The sequence below is a fragment of the Methanobrevibacter sp. V74 genome (genome assembly GCF_963082495.1).
Classification (GTDB): domain Archaea; phylum Methanobacteriota; class Methanobacteria; order Methanobacteriales; family Methanobacteriaceae; genus Methanocatella.
In genome coordinates, this window is sequence record NZ_CAUJAN010000001.1 from 275,592 (window position 1) to 292,879 (window position 17,288).

The 17,288-nt window shown below is 31.0% G+C and carries 26 protein-coding genes; 22 read left to right on the forward strand and 4 right to left on the reverse strand.

Annotation, left to right across the window (positions count from 1 at the left end):
• Positions 1–59 precede the first annotated feature (59 nt).
• Genes Q9969_RS01350 through Q9969_RS01360 form a run of 3 tightly spaced genes read left to right on the forward strand, consistent with a single transcriptional unit; the run spans position 60 to position 2,422 of the window.
• The gene (locus Q9969_RS01350; RefSeq protein WP_305553588.1) at positions 60–962 is read left to right on the forward strand and encodes a CBS domain-containing protein; all 903 of its coding nucleotides are present in this window, start codon (positions 60–62) and stop codon (positions 960–962) included.
• An 8-nt stretch (positions 963–970) separates the two neighbouring features.
• Complete coding sequence (locus Q9969_RS01355) at positions 971–1,894, forward strand: deoxyhypusine synthase (RefSeq protein ID WP_305553591.1); 924 nt, start codon at positions 971–973, stop codon at positions 1,892–1,894.
• Positions 1,895–2,422: a hypothetical protein gene (locus Q9969_RS01360; RefSeq protein ID WP_305553594.1), complete on the forward strand. Its 528-nt coding sequence runs from the start codon at positions 1,895–1,897 to the stop codon at positions 2,420–2,422.
• A gap of 46 nt (positions 2,423–2,468) precedes the next feature.
• Here the strand turns inward: Q9969_RS01360 and Q9969_RS01365 are convergent, their stop codons facing one another.
• The gene (locus Q9969_RS01365) at positions 2,469–2,711 is read right to left on the reverse strand and encodes a DUF5654 family protein (RefSeq protein ID WP_305553597.1); all 243 of its coding nucleotides are present in this window, start codon (positions 2,709–2,711) and stop codon (positions 2,469–2,471) included.
• 78 nt (positions 2,712–2,789) lie between these two features.
• Complete coding sequence (pyrF, locus tag Q9969_RS01370) at positions 2,790–3,443, reverse strand: orotidine-5'-phosphate decarboxylase (protein ID WP_305513167.1); 654 nt, start codon at positions 3,441–3,443, stop codon at positions 2,790–2,792.
• A 199-nt stretch (positions 3,444–3,642) separates the two neighbouring features.
• On the opposite strand from pyrF, the gene cbiM reads away from it, so the two are divergent.
• The 18 genes from cbiM (at position 3,643) to Q9969_RS01460 (ending at position 15,465) form a co-directional block, all read left to right on the forward strand.
• A complete protein-coding gene (gene cbiM, locus Q9969_RS01375; protein ID WP_305553600.1) occupies positions 3,643–4,308 on the forward strand; it encodes a cobalt ECF transporter S component CbiM in 666 nt (221 codons plus the stop codon).
• 9 nt (positions 4,309–4,317) lie between these two features.
• Positions 4,318–4,605: an energy-coupling factor ABC transporter substrate-binding protein gene (locus Q9969_RS01380; protein ID WP_305515777.1), complete on the forward strand. Its 288-nt coding sequence runs from the start codon at positions 4,318–4,320 to the stop codon at positions 4,603–4,605.
• Positions 4,606–4,648: 43 nt separating this feature from the next.
• Complete coding sequence (gene cbiQ / locus Q9969_RS01385; protein WP_305553604.1) at positions 4,649–5,344, forward strand: cobalt ECF transporter T component CbiQ; 696 nt, start codon at positions 4,649–4,651, stop codon at positions 5,342–5,344.
• The gene (locus Q9969_RS01390) at positions 5,344–6,171 is read left to right on the forward strand and encodes an ATP-binding cassette domain-containing protein (protein WP_305553607.1); all 828 of its coding nucleotides are present in this window, start codon (positions 5,344–5,346) and stop codon (positions 6,169–6,171) included. The genes cbiQ and Q9969_RS01390 overlap by 1 nt, the downstream gene beginning before the upstream one ends.
• Positions 6,172–6,312: 141 nt before the next feature.
• Entirely contained in the window at positions 6,313–6,771 is a 459-nt protein-coding gene (ribC, locus tag Q9969_RS01395) for a riboflavin synthase (RefSeq protein WP_305553610.1), read from the forward strand.
• Positions 6,772–6,782: 11 nt separating this feature from the next.
• Positions 6,783–7,487, forward strand: coding sequence for a glycosyltransferase family 2 protein (locus Q9969_RS01400; protein ID WP_305553613.1), 705 nt, complete (start codon positions 6,783–6,785; stop codon positions 7,485–7,487).
• Between the two features lie 9 nt (positions 7,488–7,496).
• Positions 7,497–7,847 (forward strand): DUF2304 family protein, encoded by a 351-nt coding sequence (locus Q9969_RS01405; protein WP_305553616.1) that lies wholly within the window; start codon positions 7,497–7,499, stop codon positions 7,845–7,847.
• On the forward strand, positions 7,847–8,518 hold the full coding sequence (locus Q9969_RS01410; RefSeq protein ID WP_305553619.1) for a heterodisulfide reductase-related iron-sulfur binding cluster: 672 nt from the start codon (positions 7,847–7,849) through the stop codon (positions 8,516–8,518). Before Q9969_RS01405 ends, Q9969_RS01410 begins: the two co-directional genes overlap by 1 nt.
• Complete coding sequence (locus tag Q9969_RS01415) at positions 8,505–9,698, forward strand: LUD domain-containing protein (RefSeq protein ID WP_305553622.1); 1,194 nt, start codon at positions 8,505–8,507, stop codon at positions 9,696–9,698. Before Q9969_RS01410 ends, Q9969_RS01415 begins: the two co-directional genes overlap by 14 nt.
• Before the next feature lie 117 nt (positions 9,699–9,815).
• Positions 9,816–10,529, forward strand: a complete 714-nt coding sequence (locus Q9969_RS01420) for a (5-formylfuran-3-yl)methyl phosphate synthase (protein WP_305553625.1) — start codon at positions 9,816–9,818, stop codon at positions 10,527–10,529.
• A gap of 15 nt (positions 10,530–10,544) precedes the next feature.
• Positions 10,545–12,029 (forward strand): IMP dehydrogenase, encoded by a 1,485-nt coding sequence (guaB, locus tag Q9969_RS01425; RefSeq protein WP_305553628.1) that lies wholly within the window; start codon positions 10,545–10,547, stop codon positions 12,027–12,029.
• Positions 12,030–12,251: 222 nt separating this feature from the next.
• Entirely contained in the window at positions 12,252–12,521 is a 270-nt protein-coding gene (gene rpl37A / locus Q9969_RS01430) for a 50S ribosomal protein L37Ae (RefSeq protein WP_292874571.1), read from the forward strand.
• 3 nt (positions 12,522–12,524) lie between these two features.
• On the forward strand, positions 12,525–12,656 hold the full coding sequence (locus tag Q9969_RS01435) for a DNA-directed RNA polymerase subunit P (protein WP_292608962.1): 132 nt from the start codon (positions 12,525–12,527) through the stop codon (positions 12,654–12,656).
• A 42-nt stretch (positions 12,657–12,698) separates the two neighbouring features.
• Positions 12,699–13,184 (forward strand): ribonucleotide-diphosphate reductase subunit beta, encoded by a 486-nt coding sequence (locus Q9969_RS01440; protein WP_305553631.1) that lies wholly within the window; start codon positions 12,699–12,701, stop codon positions 13,182–13,184.
• Complete coding sequence (locus Q9969_RS01445; protein WP_305513505.1) at positions 13,177–13,443, forward strand: KEOPS complex subunit Pcc1; 267 nt, start codon at positions 13,177–13,179, stop codon at positions 13,441–13,443. The genes Q9969_RS01440 and Q9969_RS01445 overlap by 8 nt, the downstream gene beginning before the upstream one ends.
• A gap of 27 nt (positions 13,444–13,470) precedes the next feature.
• Positions 13,471–13,818, forward strand: a complete 348-nt coding sequence (locus Q9969_RS01450; protein ID WP_305553634.1) for a prefoldin subunit beta — start codon at positions 13,471–13,473, stop codon at positions 13,816–13,818.
• Positions 13,819–13,848: 30 nt separating this feature from the next.
• Positions 13,849–14,133 carry a DUF3194 domain-containing protein gene (locus Q9969_RS01455; protein WP_305553637.1) on the forward strand — a complete coding sequence of 95 codons (285 nt, stop codon included), beginning with the start codon at positions 13,849–13,851 and terminating at the stop codon, positions 14,131–14,133.
• A gap of 642 nt (positions 14,134–14,775) precedes the next feature.
• Complete coding sequence (locus Q9969_RS01460; RefSeq protein ID WP_305513510.1) at positions 14,776–15,465, forward strand: HisA/HisF family protein; 690 nt, start codon at positions 14,776–14,778, stop codon at positions 15,463–15,465.
• Here the strand turns inward: Q9969_RS01460 and Q9969_RS01465 are convergent.
• Positions 15,457–15,636, reverse strand: a complete 180-nt coding sequence (locus Q9969_RS01465; protein ID WP_305553640.1) for a hypothetical protein — start codon at positions 15,634–15,636, stop codon at positions 15,457–15,459. The genes Q9969_RS01460 and Q9969_RS01465 overlap by 9 nt on opposite strands.
• A gap of 407 nt (positions 15,637–16,043) precedes the next feature.
• Positions 16,044–16,187 (reverse strand): hypothetical protein, encoded by a 144-nt coding sequence (locus tag Q9969_RS01470; RefSeq protein ID WP_305553643.1) that lies wholly within the window; start codon positions 16,185–16,187, stop codon positions 16,044–16,046.
• Between the two features lie 227 nt (positions 16,188–16,414).
• On the opposite strand from Q9969_RS01470, the gene Q9969_RS01475 reads away from it, so the two are divergent.
• Positions 16,415–17,224, forward strand: a complete 810-nt coding sequence (locus tag Q9969_RS01475) for a PfkB family carbohydrate kinase (RefSeq protein ID WP_305553646.1) — start codon at positions 16,415–16,417, stop codon at positions 17,222–17,224.
• Positions 17,225–17,288: the final 64 nt, after the last annotated feature.

A 17,288-nucleotide genomic window follows, 5' to 3' on the forward strand; every position in this document is an offset into this window, starting at 1 on the left:
CATTTATAAAGTATGCTTAACATAAATAGTTACATTATTTTATTTAATGGGGATAAAACATGTTAACATCTGTTCAAAAAGAAATTTTACAAACATTAATTAATTTATATCAATCTTCTAAGGGTAAGTCTATTAAGGGTGAAGATATTGCAGAAGTTATGAGTAGGAATCCAGGTACGATTCGCAATCAGATGCAATCTTTAAGAAGTTTAAGTTTAGTTAAAGGAGTTCCCGGTCCCAGAGGAGGATATAAGCCAACAATTGAGGCATATCATGCTTTAAATATTTCAGTTTCTGATAATGATTCTACTGTTCCTATTTATATAAATGGTGAAAGATTGGATGATATTTCTGTTGCCAAAATCGAGTTTACAAGTATCCCTCAACCTACCGAATGTGAAGCCGCAATAAAAGTTTTAGGAAGTATTAAGAACTTGCATTTGGGGGATGAAATAAGAATCGGCCCCACACCTGTTAATAACTTGGGGGTACTAGGTACAATCGTCGGTAGAGATGATATGGACAATATCTTGTTGGTTGATACAACAACCATAAGAAGCATCCCTAAATTAACTGTTGGAGATATTGCAAGTCGTAGTGTAATCTCATTCACTGTAGATTGCTCTATTAAAGATGCGGCGAAAAAATTATCTGAAAATAAAATTGATGGCGCACCGGTTATTAAAGACGATAAGGTAGTGGGCGTGTTTACTTTAACTGATTTGGTAAATGCAATAGCTAATGATGAAGAAGAGAGTACTGTTGGTGATTTGATGTCAACAAATGTAGTTATTGTTAATGAAAATTTAAAGATAGCAAATGCTATTGAGGTAATGCTTAAAAAATCTATTTCTAGATTAATCATCGCCGATAATAATCAGGTTTTACTCGGAATTGTCACAAGAACAGATTTAATTGACAGCATAACAAATTTAAAACAATTCCCAATTATTACTAATTAAGTGATTTAATGAAAGTTAACCAAATAAATGTTGCTCAAGATATGAAAATATCTGATTTAGTTAGCCAATTTGATAAATCCGGTGTTTTAGGTGCAGGCAGAGTTGGAAGAGCTTGTAATATTTTAACCGATATGATTCAAGATGATGAAATGAAGGTATTCATGAGTCTTGGAGGTCCTTTAATTCCTGGAGGCATGAGAAATATTGTAACTCAAATGATTCGTGAAGGGCATGTTGATTTAATTGTATCTAGTGGAGCAAATATTACTCATGATTTGCTTGAAGCGTTTGGAGGAGCACATTATCGCCATGAAGGAAAAGACGATGAAGAGCTAAATGAAGAGGGTATCGGAAGAATTGCCGATATTAATGTCGGATCCGATGATTTCACTGTTTTTGAAAGTGAAATAATTAAGATATTTGATAATATATCCTCTACTAAAAGCCATATTTCAATTCAGGAACTGCTCTATGAAATCGGATTATTAATAGATGATGATTCTTCATTTGTCGCAACCGCTGCAGAAAATAAAATTCCTATTTTCGCTCCGGGTTTGATTGATTCTATGATGGGTTTGCAATTATGGATATTTAATCAGGATCATGACTTTGTAGTTGATGCGGTTGCCGATATGCATTATTTGTCGGATATTGTTTTCGAAGCTCCTAAAGTTGGAGCAATCCTTTTAGGGGGAGGTCTTACTAAACACTACACCTTGGCATCTAATGTTATAAAAGGCGGTTTGGATGCTGCTATTCAAATTACAATGGACAGACCAGAAGCGGGTAGTTTGGGAGGTGCTCCTCTTGAAGAAGCCAAATCATGGGCTAAGGCAAGATGTGGTTCTAGTCTAGCAAGTGTTGTTGGAGATGTAACTGTAATTTTCCCATTAATATATGCAGCGGCCTTAGATAAAATTTCAAGTGATTAAATGAGTTATATTATTTTAGCAATTTTATTCTTGTTATCCGGATTTTTCATGAAATATTCAGATGATTTATTTGATGTAAATCATGATGTATTGTTAGCCAGTGTCTATGGCATATTATGTGGTTTGGTTTCAGCTTTTGCAACTGTAAGTGATGCTGGATCAGCTTACATGTTTATGGCGATTCTGATAGGTAATTTAATCGCCTTTAAAGTTGATGGCATTCATCATATTATTACACTTATTGTATTTATAATAATTTGTCTGATATGTGGAATTCCAGATTTAAGTTTAGTTATTTTATTAACTTGTATTCTAGCGGCACTTTCAGATGAAGTAGGTCATGAAACTATTTCTAAAATCTCAGATAATGTTTTTTTAAATCTATTTTTTGAATATAGATTTGTAATGAAAATAATAATATTTCTACTTGGAGTTTTCGGAGCATTTGATATTTCAGTATTTATTTACTTCATATTCTTTGAAGTGGCTTATGAAATTGCAGCGATTGTTTTTGAAAATTTAAATTAAAAAAAAGTTAAAAAAGGAATTAAAAAAATTAATTTATAATTCTTATTTATTCAATTTCAATACCCATTCTACCAGCTACTCTTGCGAGTAATATGGTAATAATTACCGCTACAATAGTCACTACAATAGCATAAGTGAATAAACTTGGAAGAGCATCTCCAGCTCCGATAACGGATTCAATTAATTTTTGAATTGCTTCATTCCATGCTAAACCTGCAACGAATGCAAATGCAGTAGTAATTAAAGTAAGAATGGTTTCCATAATTAATTTTCCTACTTCTGATGCCATATTTCTGCCTCTATTTAATAATTTTTTATAAAGTTCTAAAGAACATTAATACTTTTATTTTTCTTAATTAAAATAGGTTTACTTTTGTTCAAGTGATTTAATTAAATTTTCACATGCAAGTTTCGGATTGTCTGATTCATATATGCTTCTTCCAACGATTATTGCATTTGAATATTCTAATGTTTTTTTACCGTCCCCTCCTTGTTTTCCAACACCTGGAGAGATTATATATGCATCTTTTCCAACAATATTTCTAATGTCGGATAAACGATCTAGTCTTGTAGCAGGCGCAACATAATTTTTAATTCCCATTTTCACACCCATTTTAGCTATTTCATCGGCATTTTTTTGTAAAAACATTATAGCACCTGGATGAGACATTTCTGTTAATAAAAATAACTCTTTTTCGTGTTTTTCTGCCATATCCAAACATGCCTGGACACTATCTTTTCCAACAAATCCATGGCAAATTATTGCATCGGCTCCTGCTTTAAATGTTTCGTCGCATATTTTTGAGTTTGTTGCATTGATATCGGCTACTTTAAAATCACATATCACTTTAAATCCAAATTTATCTTTTAATTTAGTGATTATTTCAAGTCCTTCAGCAAGTGCTAGTGGGTAACCAACTTTAATGGTGTCAATATGGTCTTTAACATTGCCACAAATTTTTATTGCATCTCTTTCATTCATTACATCAAGAGCCAAAATTAAGTTATTTTTTATAATCATAGTATCAGCTTTCTTTTTTTTAACTAATAATTTTTTAAGTTCGCCTAATTTTTCTTAAATTATTAAACAATATATTTATATGTAATAAGTAATAAAATATTGTATTATCAATAGAACTTTATAAAATTTTAATTTAAATTTAAGTTTTGATTGAGAAGATTATCAAATTATTTTGATATAAATTTGGAGGAAAAAATTTATGCATATTATGGAAGGATATTTGCCATTACAATGGTGTATTGTTTGGTTTGTTGTTGCAATAATATTCGTTGCTTATGGTATTTATCAAATTAGAAAAATCGTAGATGAAAATCCTGAATCCAAAGCATTACTTGCTGTGAGTGGAGCATTCATGTTCATCTTATCATCTTTGAAATTACCGTCTGTTACTGGAAGTTGTTCTCACCCTTGTGGTAACGGATTAGGTGCAGCATTATTCGGACCTGCTGTAACCTCAGTATTGGCAGCTATCGTACTTATTTTCCAGGCTCTTTTGCTTGCACACGGTGGATTAACCACTTTAGGTGCAAATATTGTTTCTATGGGTATCGTAGGTCCTATTATAGCTTGGATTGTATACAAAGGTTTAACTAAAGCTAATGTTTCATCAACTGTTGCAATTTTCTTTGCAGCATTTTTAGGTGACTTATTAACTTACGTAGCTACTTCATTCCAATTAGCTTTCGCATTCCCTGCTCCTAGTTTTGCAGCTTCATTAACTAACTTCTTAACTATTTTTGCAGTAACTCAAGTGCCATTGGCTATTGGTGAAGGTATTTTAACTGTAATTATTTGGGATAGATTAAAATCTTACAAACCTAAATTATTAAACAAACTCGGTGCATTAGCTCCTAATGAAGCATAGGTGATTAATATGAAAACATCAACATTAATAATATTAGCAGTTGTTTGTATAATTCTCTTCATTGCACCATTAGTAATGTTCAGTGGTCATGGAGAAGATGATGGATACTTTGGTGGTTCTGATGATGCAGCTGGTGAAGCTATAGAACAATCTGGTTTTAAACCATGGTTCTCTTCAATATGGGAACCACCTAGTGGCGAAATTGAAAGTTTATTATTCGCTCTTCAAGCAGCTATAGGGGCAATCATTATTGGTTACTTCTTTGGATACTGGAGAGGACAAGGTAAAGAAGAATAATTAATCTTCTTTACTCTTTTTTCTATTTTTTTTTAGTGATTTTATGAAATTTGATATGGATTATATAGCGCATCATAATGAACTAACTGAAGCAAATCCTTATTTTAAATTGTTTTTAACAATTTTCTTGTTAGTTTTAACATTGGCTCTTGATAATTTATATTTTGATATTTTTATCCTTATTGCAATGTCTATTGTAATTTTAGCAATAGCTAAAATAAGCTACCGTTCATATTTTAAATTTTTAACTATTCCCATGGCATTTGTTATTATAACATGTTTCTTTTTAATATTCTTCTTTGGAAAGGGGGAAGTAATTTATGAAACTGGATTGTGGGGTATTGTAGTTACAACAGATTCTCTACATTATGGTGTTTACACATTCTTTAGAGTAGCTGGATGTTTGCCGTTATTAGGTTTTTTAGCTCTAACAACACCTGTTGCGAAAATATTGCATTGTTTAGCCACTCTAAAAGTTCCAAAAATTTTCATTGAAATTGCACTTTTAATGTATAATTCAATATTTATATTCTTAAATGAAATAGACACAATGCAAAAAGCACAAGAAACAAGATTAGGTTATAATTCCTATTGGAATTCATTTAAATCTTTAGGTGCACTTGTAAGTACAATATTTTTAAGATCTCTTGATAAAAGTGAAACATTACAACATTCTCTTGATTCAAGAGGTTATACTGGCGAATTGCCTGTTTATACACCAAAAAAGAGGGATAATTAATGTTAGAAGTTAAAAATATAAAATACTCTTATAATGCAGATTACCAAGCACTTAACGGCGTTAGCTTAAAAATTGAAAAAGGAGAAATGGTTGCACTTGTAGGAAAAAATGGTGCAGGAAAATCAACATTATTTTTACATTTAAATGGCATTTACAAACCAGATGAAGGAAAAGTCTTTATTGATGGGGAAGAGTTAAAGTATGATAAAAAATCTTTACTTAAATTCAGACAAAAAGTTGGAATTGTTTTTCAAAACCCTGATGATCAAATCTTCGCCCCAACAGTAGAGGAAGATGTTGCTTTTGGACCTTTAAACTTAGGTTTACCTATGGAAGAGGTACAGGACAGAGTTGAAGAGGCATTAGCTCGTGTAGGAATGTCAGGATTTGAAAAAAAGGCACCTCATCACTTAAGTGGAGGTCAAAAGAAAAGAGTTGCAATTGCAGGCATTCTTGCAATGAAACCGGAAATCATGGTTTTAGATGAACCGACTGCTGGACTTGACCCGCAGGGTGTTGAAAACTTAACTAACCTATTAAAAGAACTTAACCAAGAAAACATTACAATAATTATTTCAACACATGAAGTTGATTTGGTTCCAGATTATGCAAAAAGGATTTTTGTTTTAGTAGATGGGTTATTAATTGCTGAAGGCACTCCTAAAGAGATTTTTTCACAACCTGAAATTCTTAAGAAAGCCAATTTGAAAGTTCCTATTGTTACTGAATTATTCCAACAACTTGAAGCGGAAGGCTTTGATATGGAAGATGATTATCCTTTAACAATCGAGGAAGCTAAGGAAAAGTTTCTCAAATTCGCAAAATAGAAACTATTTTTTTTTAAATAAGATTTTTTTCATAATTATACTTTCTAAATTATTACTCCAAGTAATACTTCATAATACTTTTTTATTTTAATTAAACATTTATATTAATAGAAACATAATTTTTTTATAAGGTGAATTTACATGAGGATTGGAATTTGTGATACAACATTTGCTCGTTTTGACATGGCTTCTGCAGCTATTGACGAGTTAAAAAAGAATGCTTATGATTTAAAAATAATTCGTGAAACCGTTCCGGGAGTTAAAGACTTGCCGGTCACTGCTAAAATCCTCATTGAAGAGGAAAACTGTGATGTAGTATTGGCTCTTGGAATGCCTGGGCCAATGGAGAAAGATAAGATGTGTGCTCATGAAGCATCGACAGGTTTAATTAACGCACAGCTTATGACAAATACTCATATATTAGAGGTATTTGTCCATGAGGATGAAGAAGAAGACCCAGTTGAACTTGCTAAACTTGCAGAAAATAGAGCACGTGAACATGCTCGAAATTTAATTAAAATGATGTATCATAGAAAAGCAATGAGGAAAGAAGCAGGTATGGGAATACGTGAAGGAAAAGAGGATGCTGGTCCATTATAAATAGGTGTAAGATGAATTTTGAAATTTCCGATGAAGATAAACATTCAACTTATGTTATTCTTCCAGCATATAATGAGGCAACGAGAATTCAACCGGTCATTGAAGAAATTGCTAAAAAAGGATATAAAATGATCATTGTTAATGATGGTTCTCTAGACAATACATTAGATGTAGTTATGGAATCCCAAAGGAAATATCCTAAAAATATTTACATATACTCCCACATTATCAATCGTGGTGTTGGGGTGGCAATGCAGACAGGTTTTGATGCAGTTTTAAGATATAATCCAAAATTCATTGTTAATATGGATTCAGATGGTCAACATTCAGCCGATGATTTAGAAAATGTTTTAGAGCCATTAATAACTGGTAGGGCTCAAGCCGTAATTGGAGTTAGGCCTCTTAAGGACATGCCTTTAAGTAGAAATATTGCCAATGCTATAATGAATTTGTTAACAAAAATATTTTATAAAGTAGATGTAAGTGACTCACAAACGGGTTTTCGAGCATTGACAATTGAAACTTTAAGAAAAATTAATATTAATGCTAGAGGATATCTTATTTCATCAGAATTCATCCGTGAAGTTAATGATAATGATATTCCATTTGTAGAAGTTCCTATTCAAACAATCTACACTCCGGAAACTCAAGCAAAAGGAACAAATATTACAGAAGCATTTAAAATATTGCTTCAAATGATTAGACATCAATTTTAAGGTGATTAAATGTTATTATATTCAATATTATTCCCAATAATTTCAGTTATTGCTATTGTTTGGTTTTTAATTAGATATTTAAAGGAAAAACAATCTTTGCTTACAACTATATTGTGGACTAGTTTATGGCTGTTTGTTATTTTATTTTCAATTTTCCCAAATTTTAGTGAGAAATTTGCAAACCTATTTGGCATAACCCGTGGTTTGGATTTTATCATCATTGTTGTCTTTGCAGTGTTGTTTTACATAATTTTTAGATTATTTAATAAAATTGACAAATTACAGGATGATACAAATAAGATAGTAAAAGAGATAGCTCTTTCAAATGAAATATCCCTTGATGATAAAGAGGATGAATAATGCTTTATTTTAGAGGTTGTACTGCAAGAGAAAAACAGACAGATATTTCAAAAGCAACAGAGAAATTATTAAATCTCGCAGGTGTTGGCTATCATATTCTAGAAGATGAAAATTGTTGTGGGTCAGTCTTGCTAAGGACAGGTTTTTTAAAAGAAGCACAGGAACAAATTGAAAAAAATACAGAATGTCTGAAGGATGAAAAAATCATAACATCTTGTGCAGGTTGTTATAAAACACTAAAAGAAGACTATGAAGGTTTGGATGTTATTCACATTTCACAATTATTGTCTCACTTAATCAAAGAAGGCAAATTTGATTTTAAAAAAAGCGATTTGGATGTTACTTATCATGATTCATGTCATTTGGGTCGTCATATGAATGTTTTTGATGAACCTAGAGATGTCATTGAAAATGTAGCCAATTTAGTTGAAATGGAAAATATTCGTGAAAATAGTTTATGTTGCGGTGCTGGAGGTGGTGTAAAATCAGCATATCCTGAAATTGCAGCACAAATGGCAAAATCAAGAATTGCTCAAGCTAAAAATACTGATTGCAATGTCTTAATAACTTCTTGTCCGTTTTGCAAACTAAACTTAGAAAACGAAGAGATGGAAGTACTTGATTTAACTGAATTTTTAGTAAAATATGGAGGGTTAGATGAAATCCAGTGAACTTGAAACTATGAGAAAATCATTTAACACAGTTAAAAATAGATCAGACTCTATTAAGGATTCGCACTCTTCTAAAAGACTGATTAAACTGGTTCAGGAAGTTAAAAAGTATTCAATTGAACATAAAAATGAGTTATTTGATGAGATTTGTGAATCATTTAGGCGTAACGATATTGATGTGAAATTTGCAAAAACCTCAAAGGATGCATTAGATTACATTGATGCTTTACTTAATGAGTATGATGCTAAAGTAATTGCTAAGGCAAAATCAAATACATTAGGTGAAATTAATCTTAAAGATCATTTGAATATTGAGGTTATTGAAACTGACCTTGGGGACAGGATCCTGCAGCTTAAAAAAACCGATAATAAACCAGTTCATCCGACAGGGCCGGCTTCACATTTAAATGTACGTGAAATTGCCAAGATTGTCAATGGTTCTCTAGATGCCAAGGTTCATGAGAATCCTCGTGAAATTATGGAATTTGTTAGAAGTGATGTTCTAAAACGCCTTGAAAATGCAAGAGTAGGTATAAGTGGAGCTAATGCAATTGCTGCCGAAGAAGGTTCTATTGTAATGGCTCACAATGAAGGTAATATTTCAATTGTGTCTCTAAAAGATTTGCATATAATTGTAGTTGGAATTGATAAAATAGTGCCGACATTGGAGGATGCTATTTCTGTTGTAAAATTGGAAACACTGTTTGCAACAGGAAATTATGTCACTTCATATATGAATGTAATTTCAGGACCATCAAAAACGGCAGATATTGAGAAAAAACTCCTAAAAAATATGTATGGTGCTGAAAGAGTTGTAGTTATTCTTTTAGATAATGGTAGAAGCGAAGCAATCGAAGAATGTTTATATTGCATTGGATGTGGAAATTGCATTGTTCACTGTCCAGTATATAATTCCGTTGGAAACGAATTTGGATTTAACAATTACTTAGGTGGCCTTGGTGTTGCGATGTCTAAATTTATTGAAGACGATGAAACTTGTTTTAACTCAGGACTTTATATGTGCACTTTATGTGGATTATGCACTTTAAATTGTCCATTGAGCATTCCTACAAATGAAATACTTGAAAATATGAGAAAACTGTCTACTGATATCGGATTTTACCCTAAAGCTCATGGTAAAATTAAAGACAATGTTAGCCAAAATAATTCCCCATATTAGTTATTTTATTATTAATTTTGCCAAACACTCTATTTTATTAAAAATTTCTAATAAAACAATAGTATTTATAAATAATAAAGGAATAATATTATTATATTATAATATTGGAGGAAATACATGCTTCTATTAATTAGTCCTATAAATCGTGAAGAAGCTCTTGAATCTATTGAAGGTGGAGCAGATATTGTTGATGTGAAAAATCCTAAAGAAGGATCTCTTGGTGCTAATTTCCCTTGGGTTATTAAAGAAATAAGAGAATTGACCCCTGAAGATAAGCTAGTTAGTGCTACTCTAGGAGATGTGCCTTACAAGCCAGGTACAGTTTCACTTGCAGCAATGGGCGCACACGTTTCAGGAGCAGACTATATTAAAGTAGGTTTATATGGAACAAAAGACCATGATGAAGCAGTTGAAGTCATGGAAAACGTTGTAAAAACTGTAAAAGATGTTAGAGAAGATACTATTATTGTAGCAGCAGGTTATGCTGATGCTCACCGTGTAGGTGCAGTTGACCCTATGGAAATACCAAAAGTAGCAAAGGATGCAAGTTGCGACCTTGCAATGCTTGACACTGCTGTTAAAGACGGTCATTCTTTATTTGATTATTTGGATTTAGATCAACTCAAAGAGTTTGTAGACGAAGCTCACAGTTACGATTTGTTAACTGCACTTGCAGGTTCTGTTAAAAAAGACCAATTGAAACCATTATATGATCTTGGTTGTGATGTGGTTGGTATTAGAGGAGCCGCTTGTGTTGGTGGTGACAGAAATACTGGTAAAATCCACCATACTGCCGTAGCTGAGCTTAAAGAATTAATTGATTCATTTTAAGTAGGTGTTATATTTATGTCATTTTCTAAAAAAGTACAAGAAGCTAGAATGTCTTACACTTTTGACGATTTTCTTTTAACTCCTAATGCAAGCTATGTTGAACCAAAAGATATTGATACTAAAATTGAATTAGGAAATGGAATCAAGTTAAATATTCCAATTTTAAGTGCTGCTATGGATACTGTTACTGAAGCAGATCTTGCAATAGCTATGGCGCAGGAAGGAGGGGTAGGTGTAATTCACAGAAACATCACACTTGAAAGACAGGTTGAAGAGGTTAAAAAAGTCAAATGTGCTGAAGATTTAACTATTCGTGATGTTGTAACTATTACTCAAGATTCAACTATTGCTGATGTTCAGGCAAAAATGCAAGATGAACTTATCAGTGGCCTGCCGGTTGTTGACGGTGATGAAATTATAGGCATTATCTCTAAAAGAGATATCAGGCCTGTTTTAAAATCAGAACCTGATAAGACGGTTAAAGATATCATGACTTCAGAGGTTGTAACTGTTGAAGAAGGAGTTACTGCCGAAGAGGCTTTGAATATTGCTTATGATAATAAAGTTGAAAGATTGCCTGTTCTTCGTGATGGTAAATTAGTTGGAATTATTACTATTAAAGATATTTTAAACAGATCCCAATATCCTAGTGCATCAAGAGACGATAATGGTGATTTTTTAGTTGCTGCTGCCTGTGGTCCATTTGACTTGGACCGTGCAATGGCACTTGACCAAGCTGGTGCGGATATTATTTCAATTGATTGTGCTCATGCTCATAATATGAATGTAGTTAAATTTACGGAAACTATTAAAGATAATATTGATGCTGAATTATGTGTAGGTAACATTGCAACTGCAGAAGCTGCAGAAGACTTAATATCAATGGGTGTTGATGCACTTAAAGTAGGTATTGGTCCCGGTTCAATGTGCACCACCCGTATTGTTGCAGGTGTTGGTGTACCTCAATTAACTGCAATTTCAGATGTTGCTGATGCAGCAGCTGAATCAAACATTCCAGTTATTGCTGATGGAGGCATTAGATATTCTGGTGATGTTGCAAAAGCAATTGGTGCCGGTGCAGATGCTGTAATGCTTGGAAACTTACTTGCAGCTTCATACGAAGCTCCGGGAGACATTGTTGTTATGAATGGTAAACAATACAAAAAATACCGTGGAATGGGTTCAATGGGTGCAATGACCAGTGAATTTGATGGTGGGGCAGATAGATACTTCCAAGGACAAAAAAGTAAAATGAACCATACTAAATATGTCCCAGAAGGAATTGAAGGAGCTGTACCATATAAAGGAACTGTTTCTGAAATATTATTCCAATTAGTAGGTGGTTTAAAATCATCTATGGGTTATTGTGGTGCTGAAAATATTAAAACAATGCAGGAAAAAGCAAACTTTGTTAGAATTACAAGCAGTGGTATTAAAGAATCTCATCCACATGACTTATTAATTACTAATGAAAGTCCTAATTATCCAACACTTGACTAGTTGAATATTATTTTGAATTTTTTTGATGGGAAGTTTGGAATTGACAAAAAGATTTATAGGTAATTATTTTTCTCATCAAAAAAGTAATTTTTTACTTAATATGCTATTTTTAAGCAAACATTTAAATATTAGTTAATCTAATATTGTAATATTAGATAGTTTTATGATTATTTTATATAATCAATTTATTTTAAATTATAATTCATTACGGAGAGAATATAAATGGCAAGAACTAAAAAAGTGGGTATTACAGGTAGGTTCGGTGCAAGATACGGAAGAAAAGCTAAAAGATCTGTTAAAATCATTGAAGAAAACATGAAAAAAAATCATGTTTGTCCTAAATGTGATAGGCCATATGTAAAAAGACAAGCTGCTGGAATTTGGAAATGCAGAAAATGTGGTGCAGTATTCACTGGTGGAGCTTATGTTCCTCAAACCCCTATGGCAAAATCTGCAGCACGCAGTATTAGAGATATTAAAGTGGAGGAATAGGCCTTGTATAGGTGTCCACGTTGTGGAGCAGAAGTAGACCATAAAAGCTACATGGAAAATAAATGTCCTAAATGCAGATATAGGATTTTATTTAAAAATGTTCCAGAAACCACAAGAGTTATAAAAGCAAGATAATACCTTTGCTTTTACTAAATTTTTTTACTATTTTTGATTTAAATGTTAATATCAACTTCTAGAAAACCTTCTCAAAAAACTAGAAAGTTTTGTAAAAACTTAGCACATGCTACAGATTCAATTTCAGTTAATAGAGGTAAAATGAATATGCGTGAGTTATTGTTAAAGACAATAGAAGTAGATGAATATAACTTAGCTGTTGTTAATGAGATTAAAGGAAATCCGAGTAGAATTTCTTTTTATTCAAATAAAGGTGAATTATTACTTACGATTCTTATTGGTGTAACATTAGCTAAAGAAAAATCAGATATTGCACCATATAAATTAAAATTAGTGTCTGAAGTTAAAGAACTTGATGTTTTAAGTGAAATTTTAGACTTAGATTTAGTAGACAAAGCAGAAGATAATTATATTTTAGTTTCTAAAAGCGATGATTCAGTAGCTAGAATTCATTTCATTAATAAGTTTGGAGATAAACGTGAATTCCAAATTAATGTTAAAAAGATTTTAGAGGTCACAAATGATTGATGAAAGTCCTCTGGAACATGTGAAAAGTAATATAGCTGTTGAATTTGAAAGTAGCAATCAAGCTGAAATTATTTATGATGCAATAATTTTAGAATTTGAAACTGCTCCGGATTTTAGATCATCCATGACAATTGAGTTAGATGGATCTAATATTATGATTAATATTGATGCAGATGATTCTACTTCATTTAGAGCTTCTGTTAACTCGGCAATTAAGTGGATTAAATTAGCATTAGAAATAAATACTTTAACAGATTAATTTTATATAATAATTAAAGGTGATATAATGGAGATTCCTGAAAATATTCAAGAACAATTAAACCAGTTTCAACAATTACAACAACAAGCTCAAGCTATAACTATGCAAATTCAAAATGTTGAAGTACAGGTTCAAGAAACTGAAAAAGCATTAGAAGAACTTAAAAAAACTGATGAAAATACCGAAGTATTCAAACAAGCTGGTACTTTACTTATTAAAGTAGAATATGCAGATGCTTTAGCTGATATGGAAGATAAGTTAGAAACTCTTCAATTAAGAAAACAAACTATGGCTCGTCAAGAAGAAAGAGTTATGAAAAAACTTGAAGAGATGCAAAGTAATATTCAAGCAGCTATGCAAGGTACGGGCCAATAGGCTTAAACCTTTTATTTTTTTTAGATTTTCATGTCAAAACTTAAAGTATTAACTCAAGATGATTTGGCAACTATTTCTGATGACTTTGGTGAAATTTTAGAAAATGAAGTTTCAAAAGCATTACCTTCAAAGGAAATCGAAGATTTAGATTTGGACATTGTTCTAGATTATAAAGACAATCAATTAGATGTTGATGTTGATGTTGGAGTTAGTTTTGATGAGTTATCTGATATTACTCAAGAAAAAATCTTTCAAGCCATTGATGAAGCTTATATAAGATTTGATTCCTATATTGATGATAATTGCAGAGTTTAATTATTTTTTTTAAAATTTTTAGTAATACTTTTATTATATTTTATATTATTATTTGTATTACTTTTTTTTAAAAAAGTATTTATATTATTATTTCATAATTATTATATAGAGTTTGGAGTAATATAATAGCTTAGCATAAATTGGACTTTTGTTGCCTACTAAAAAAAATAGGAGGTGAAAGTAGTAATATAATAGCTTAGCATAAATTGGACAAACACAAAATACTATCTTTCAAATTCCCTCTTCAATTACTTCAAACTTTAATTTATAATGTTATTTTTCAAATAAATTTTATCAAGTTACTTTTATTAATTTTAACCATTTTTAAGGTCTCTAAATTTTCGTGTTTTATTGTTTTAAAATTTTTTATACAATTTGTTAATGAAAATTATTTTTCTTTATATTTATGTTTAATATTGTCATAATTAAGTATAAATGATTTATTCAAGTTCACTTTAATTTTTTTAAATTATAGTAACATTTATATACTATGTAAATTAACTTAATAAGTAGGGGTTCATAACACATATTGTTATTACCGAAAAATTGATCATAAGTTTTATACTTCGGATGGACTGAATAATATTTCAGTTCATCTAACCTCCTTAAGTTTTTAATACTAGTTTTTTCTAATTTTATATCATGATTAAAAAAATTCCAGTAATAGATTTAAAACAACATCAAGCTGTAAGTGGCAAATCCGGAATGAGGGACACTTATCAACTTTTAAATACTGTTTTTGCAAAATCCGCTAGTCCTGTGGAAATAGCTCAAGGTTTAAAACTCAATGGTGCTGATGAAATGTATATTGCGGATTTAGATTTGATTGAATCAAAAGGACACAATATCAATGAGATTAAAATGGTCAACACAATACTTCCAGTAATGTTTGATGGTGGAGTTAAAAATTGCGAAGCATTTGAATTTTTCCTTGATTATGCCTACAAGGTCATTGTTCCAACAGAAACTATTGAAAGCATTGAAGAGATGGAAAAAATCTTTGAAAAATATCCAAAAGAGAGGATTGTTGTAAGTATTGACACTAAAAATAATGAATTGCTTGCTAATCATTTGGATATGACATTGTCTGAATTAAAAGATGTTTTAATAAGACTTGATTCTAATGAAATTATTCTTTTAGATATTAGTAGTGTCGGTACTGAAAAAGGATATAATGAAAAATTATTAAATGAATTCAGTGAACTGAAAGAAAAATTAATAATTGCTGGTGGAGTAAATAAAGATTCTTTAAGTGAATTAGAGTCATTAGGTATAAAAAAAGTATTAATTGGAACTAGTCTTCATTCAGGAGAAGTCAAACTCCTAGACTAGAACACTTAAAACTAAATATGGGAAAACACAAGCAATAATAAATAGTATAACTCCTAAACCTAATTTAGGATTATTGTTTTCTAAAGATCCAGAAATTATCAAAATAAATGCGAAAAATCCAAACATCACAGGAAGTATGTGGGAAAATATTGTTGTTCCAATTATTGCCATTTTAAATCACTATTATGATTTTACTTTTTAAATTATATATAATTAACTTAAATTTTCTTTAAAAATCATCCTCAAATTTAAATAACATTTTTATATTTCTTTTTTTAAATAATATATTCATGGGATTAGATACATATTTTCACTACAAGCTGGGTAAAATTTAGCATTTGTATTTTTCATGAATCTTATTTTTAATATCACTGCCATCATTTGCGGTCTTGCAACTAACAGTGTGGCAACATTAAGCGATTGTATTCATGAGTTATCAGAGATGTCTTTGAATGTGTTGCAATTTTATCTCATGTCATATATTATAGTTTTGGGTGGGGCGCTATATCAGATTCATTTGTTTCAATTGGAATTGCATTATGCTTTTATTTAATTTAGGGTGTAATTTAATAAATCAATCAAGTTTGCTTCAAAACACAGGATAATTTTGATGCAGATGAATTTAAATCATCCCTCGAATCAATTGGATGTGCAAGTGCAATTGGTGATTCATGTTTGGTCACTAGACGGATCGGTTCTGTTTTAACAATTAGGGTTTCCATTGATGAGTGAAATCAAAGATAAAATCAGAAAAGAGATTTATAACATTGTATCTAAATGTCATATTGTTGGTAGCACTATTGAATTTGATTAATTCATAGAACATTTCTTTCAAAAATTAGGTGATTTCACCATATTTGGATTTATTTTTAATAAATCCGTGTCGTGAAAATCCATTCACTTGATTTTTTGAAATTATCTAAAAAAAAATTTGGGATTTAATTTTCACATGACACTAGTTATTATTGGGCCGGTTACTAAAGATTTAGTTATTATTGGAGATGATGAGTTTCACAAAGTAGGTGGAGCAACTTACTTTCAAAGTTTTGTTTTTGAGGAATTTTACAAGGATTACTTAGCTATCACTAACTGTTCAGATGAAAGTTTAGTTAATGATTTTCCGGATTTGGAGAAAGTCAAAGTAATTAAGAAAGAAGATACTCATTTTTTTATAAACAATTATCCCAATAAAGATAATTTGGATATACGTGAGCAATCCAGTAATTTTGCCAATATTCCAATTTTACCTTCAGATTTGGAGGGGATTTTACCTGAAAAAATTGATGGATTTGTTATAAATCCACTTAACAGGTATGATTTTCCAGTTGAAACTATTGAATATTTAAAAAGTTTCGATGTTCCTGTGTTCTTATCAATACAAGGATTTTTAAGACTTCCAGATGTGCAAGTAAATGAAAACTATACCTTAAAATTAGATAGCTTTGATAAGTTGGACAGTATTTTATCAAATGTTAATGCAATATTCATGGATGAATCTGAAGCAAAGATAATCGGCGTTGGCTATGATGTAGATGAAATAGTTATAACTGATGGAAGTCATGGGTCTAGGATTATTTGCGGCCGTGAAATCAAAATAGATGCTGTTGAATGTGAGGATATAGTTGATACTACAGGATGCGGCGATACTTATATGGCCGCTTATGTTTCATATAGGCTTAACAATTATTCTATTGTAAAATCAGGTGATTTTGCTTCTTTAATTGCTAGTGAAAAATTAAGAAATTTTGGCCATTTTTAAAGTTAAATTCATATGTAAACTAAAAAATCATGGCTTAATCAGGCATTATTAAATATTGCTTCTG

Bases quoted from the DNA above. Each gene is read 5' to 3' on its own strand.
- Q9969_RS01475 (WP_305553646.1), top strand. From the start codon at position 16,415: ATGACACTAGTTATTATTGGGCCGGTTACTAAAGATTTAGTTATTATT.
- Q9969_RS01405 (WP_305553616.1), top strand. From the start codon at position 7,497: ATGTTATTATATTCAATATTATTCCCAATAATTTCAGTTATTGCTATT.
- cbiM (WP_305553600.1), top strand. From the start codon at position 3,643: ATGCATATTATGGAAGGATATTTGCCATTACAATGGTGTATTGTTTGG.
- guaB (WP_305553628.1), top strand. From the start codon at position 10,545: ATGTCATTTTCTAAAAAAGTACAAGAAGCTAGAATGTCTTACACTTTT.
- Q9969_RS01390 (WP_305553607.1), top strand. From the start codon at position 5,344: ATGTTAGAAGTTAAAAATATAAAATACTCTTATAATGCAGATTACCAA.
- Q9969_RS01465 (WP_305553640.1), bottom strand. From the start codon at position 15,636: ATGGCAATAATTGGAACAACAATATTTTCCCACATACTTCCTGTGATG.
- ribC (WP_305553610.1), top strand. From the start codon at position 6,313: ATGAGGATTGGAATTTGTGATACAACATTTGCTCGTTTTGACATGGCT.
- Q9969_RS01410 (WP_305553619.1), top strand. From the start codon at position 7,847: ATGCTTTATTTTAGAGGTTGTACTGCAAGAGAAAAACAGACAGATATT.
- Q9969_RS01400 (WP_305553613.1), top strand. From the start codon at position 6,783: ATGAATTTTGAAATTTCCGATGAAGATAAACATTCAACTTATGTTATT.
- rpl37A (WP_292874571.1), top strand. From the start codon at position 12,252: ATGGCAAGAACTAAAAAAGTGGGTATTACAGGTAGGTTCGGTGCAAGA.
- Q9969_RS01350 (WP_305553588.1), top strand. From the start codon at position 60: ATGTTAACATCTGTTCAAAAAGAAATTTTACAAACATTAATTAATTTA.
- pyrF (WP_305513167.1), bottom strand. From the start codon at position 3,443: ATGATTATAAAAAATAACTTAATTTTGGCTCTTGATGTAATGAATGAA.
- Q9969_RS01445 (WP_305513505.1), top strand. From the start codon at position 13,177: ATGATTGATGAAAGTCCTCTGGAACATGTGAAAAGTAATATAGCTGTT.
- cbiQ (WP_305553604.1), top strand. From the start codon at position 4,649: ATGAAATTTGATATGGATTATATAGCGCATCATAATGAACTAACTGAA.
- Q9969_RS01440 (WP_305553631.1), top strand. From the start codon at position 12,699: ATGTTAATATCAACTTCTAGAAAACCTTCTCAAAAAACTAGAAAGTTT.
- Q9969_RS01455 (WP_305553637.1), top strand. From the start codon at position 13,849: ATGTCAAAACTTAAAGTATTAACTCAAGATGATTTGGCAACTATTTCT.
- Q9969_RS01460 (WP_305513510.1), top strand. From the start codon at position 14,776: ATGATTAAAAAAATTCCAGTAATAGATTTAAAACAACATCAAGCTGTA.
- Q9969_RS01470 (WP_305553643.1), bottom strand. From the start codon at position 16,187: ATGGAAACCCTAATTGTTAAAACAGAACCGATCCGTCTAGTGACCAAA.
- Q9969_RS01360 (WP_305553594.1), top strand. From the start codon at position 1,895: ATGAGTTATATTATTTTAGCAATTTTATTCTTGTTATCCGGATTTTTC.
- Q9969_RS01380 (WP_305515777.1), top strand. From the start codon at position 4,318: ATGAAAACATCAACATTAATAATATTAGCAGTTGTTTGTATAATTCTC.
- Q9969_RS01420 (WP_305553625.1), top strand. From the start codon at position 9,816: ATGCTTCTATTAATTAGTCCTATAAATCGTGAAGAAGCTCTTGAATCT.
- Q9969_RS01355 (WP_305553591.1), top strand. From the start codon at position 971: ATGAAAGTTAACCAAATAAATGTTGCTCAAGATATGAAAATATCTGAT.
- Q9969_RS01415 (WP_305553622.1), top strand. From the start codon at position 8,505: ATGAAATCCAGTGAACTTGAAACTATGAGAAAATCATTTAACACAGTT.
- Q9969_RS01450 (WP_305553634.1), top strand. From the start codon at position 13,471: ATGGAGATTCCTGAAAATATTCAAGAACAATTAAACCAGTTTCAACAA.
- Q9969_RS01365 (WP_305553597.1), bottom strand. From the start codon at position 2,711: ATGGCATCAGAAGTAGGAAAATTAATTATGGAAACCATTCTTACTTTA.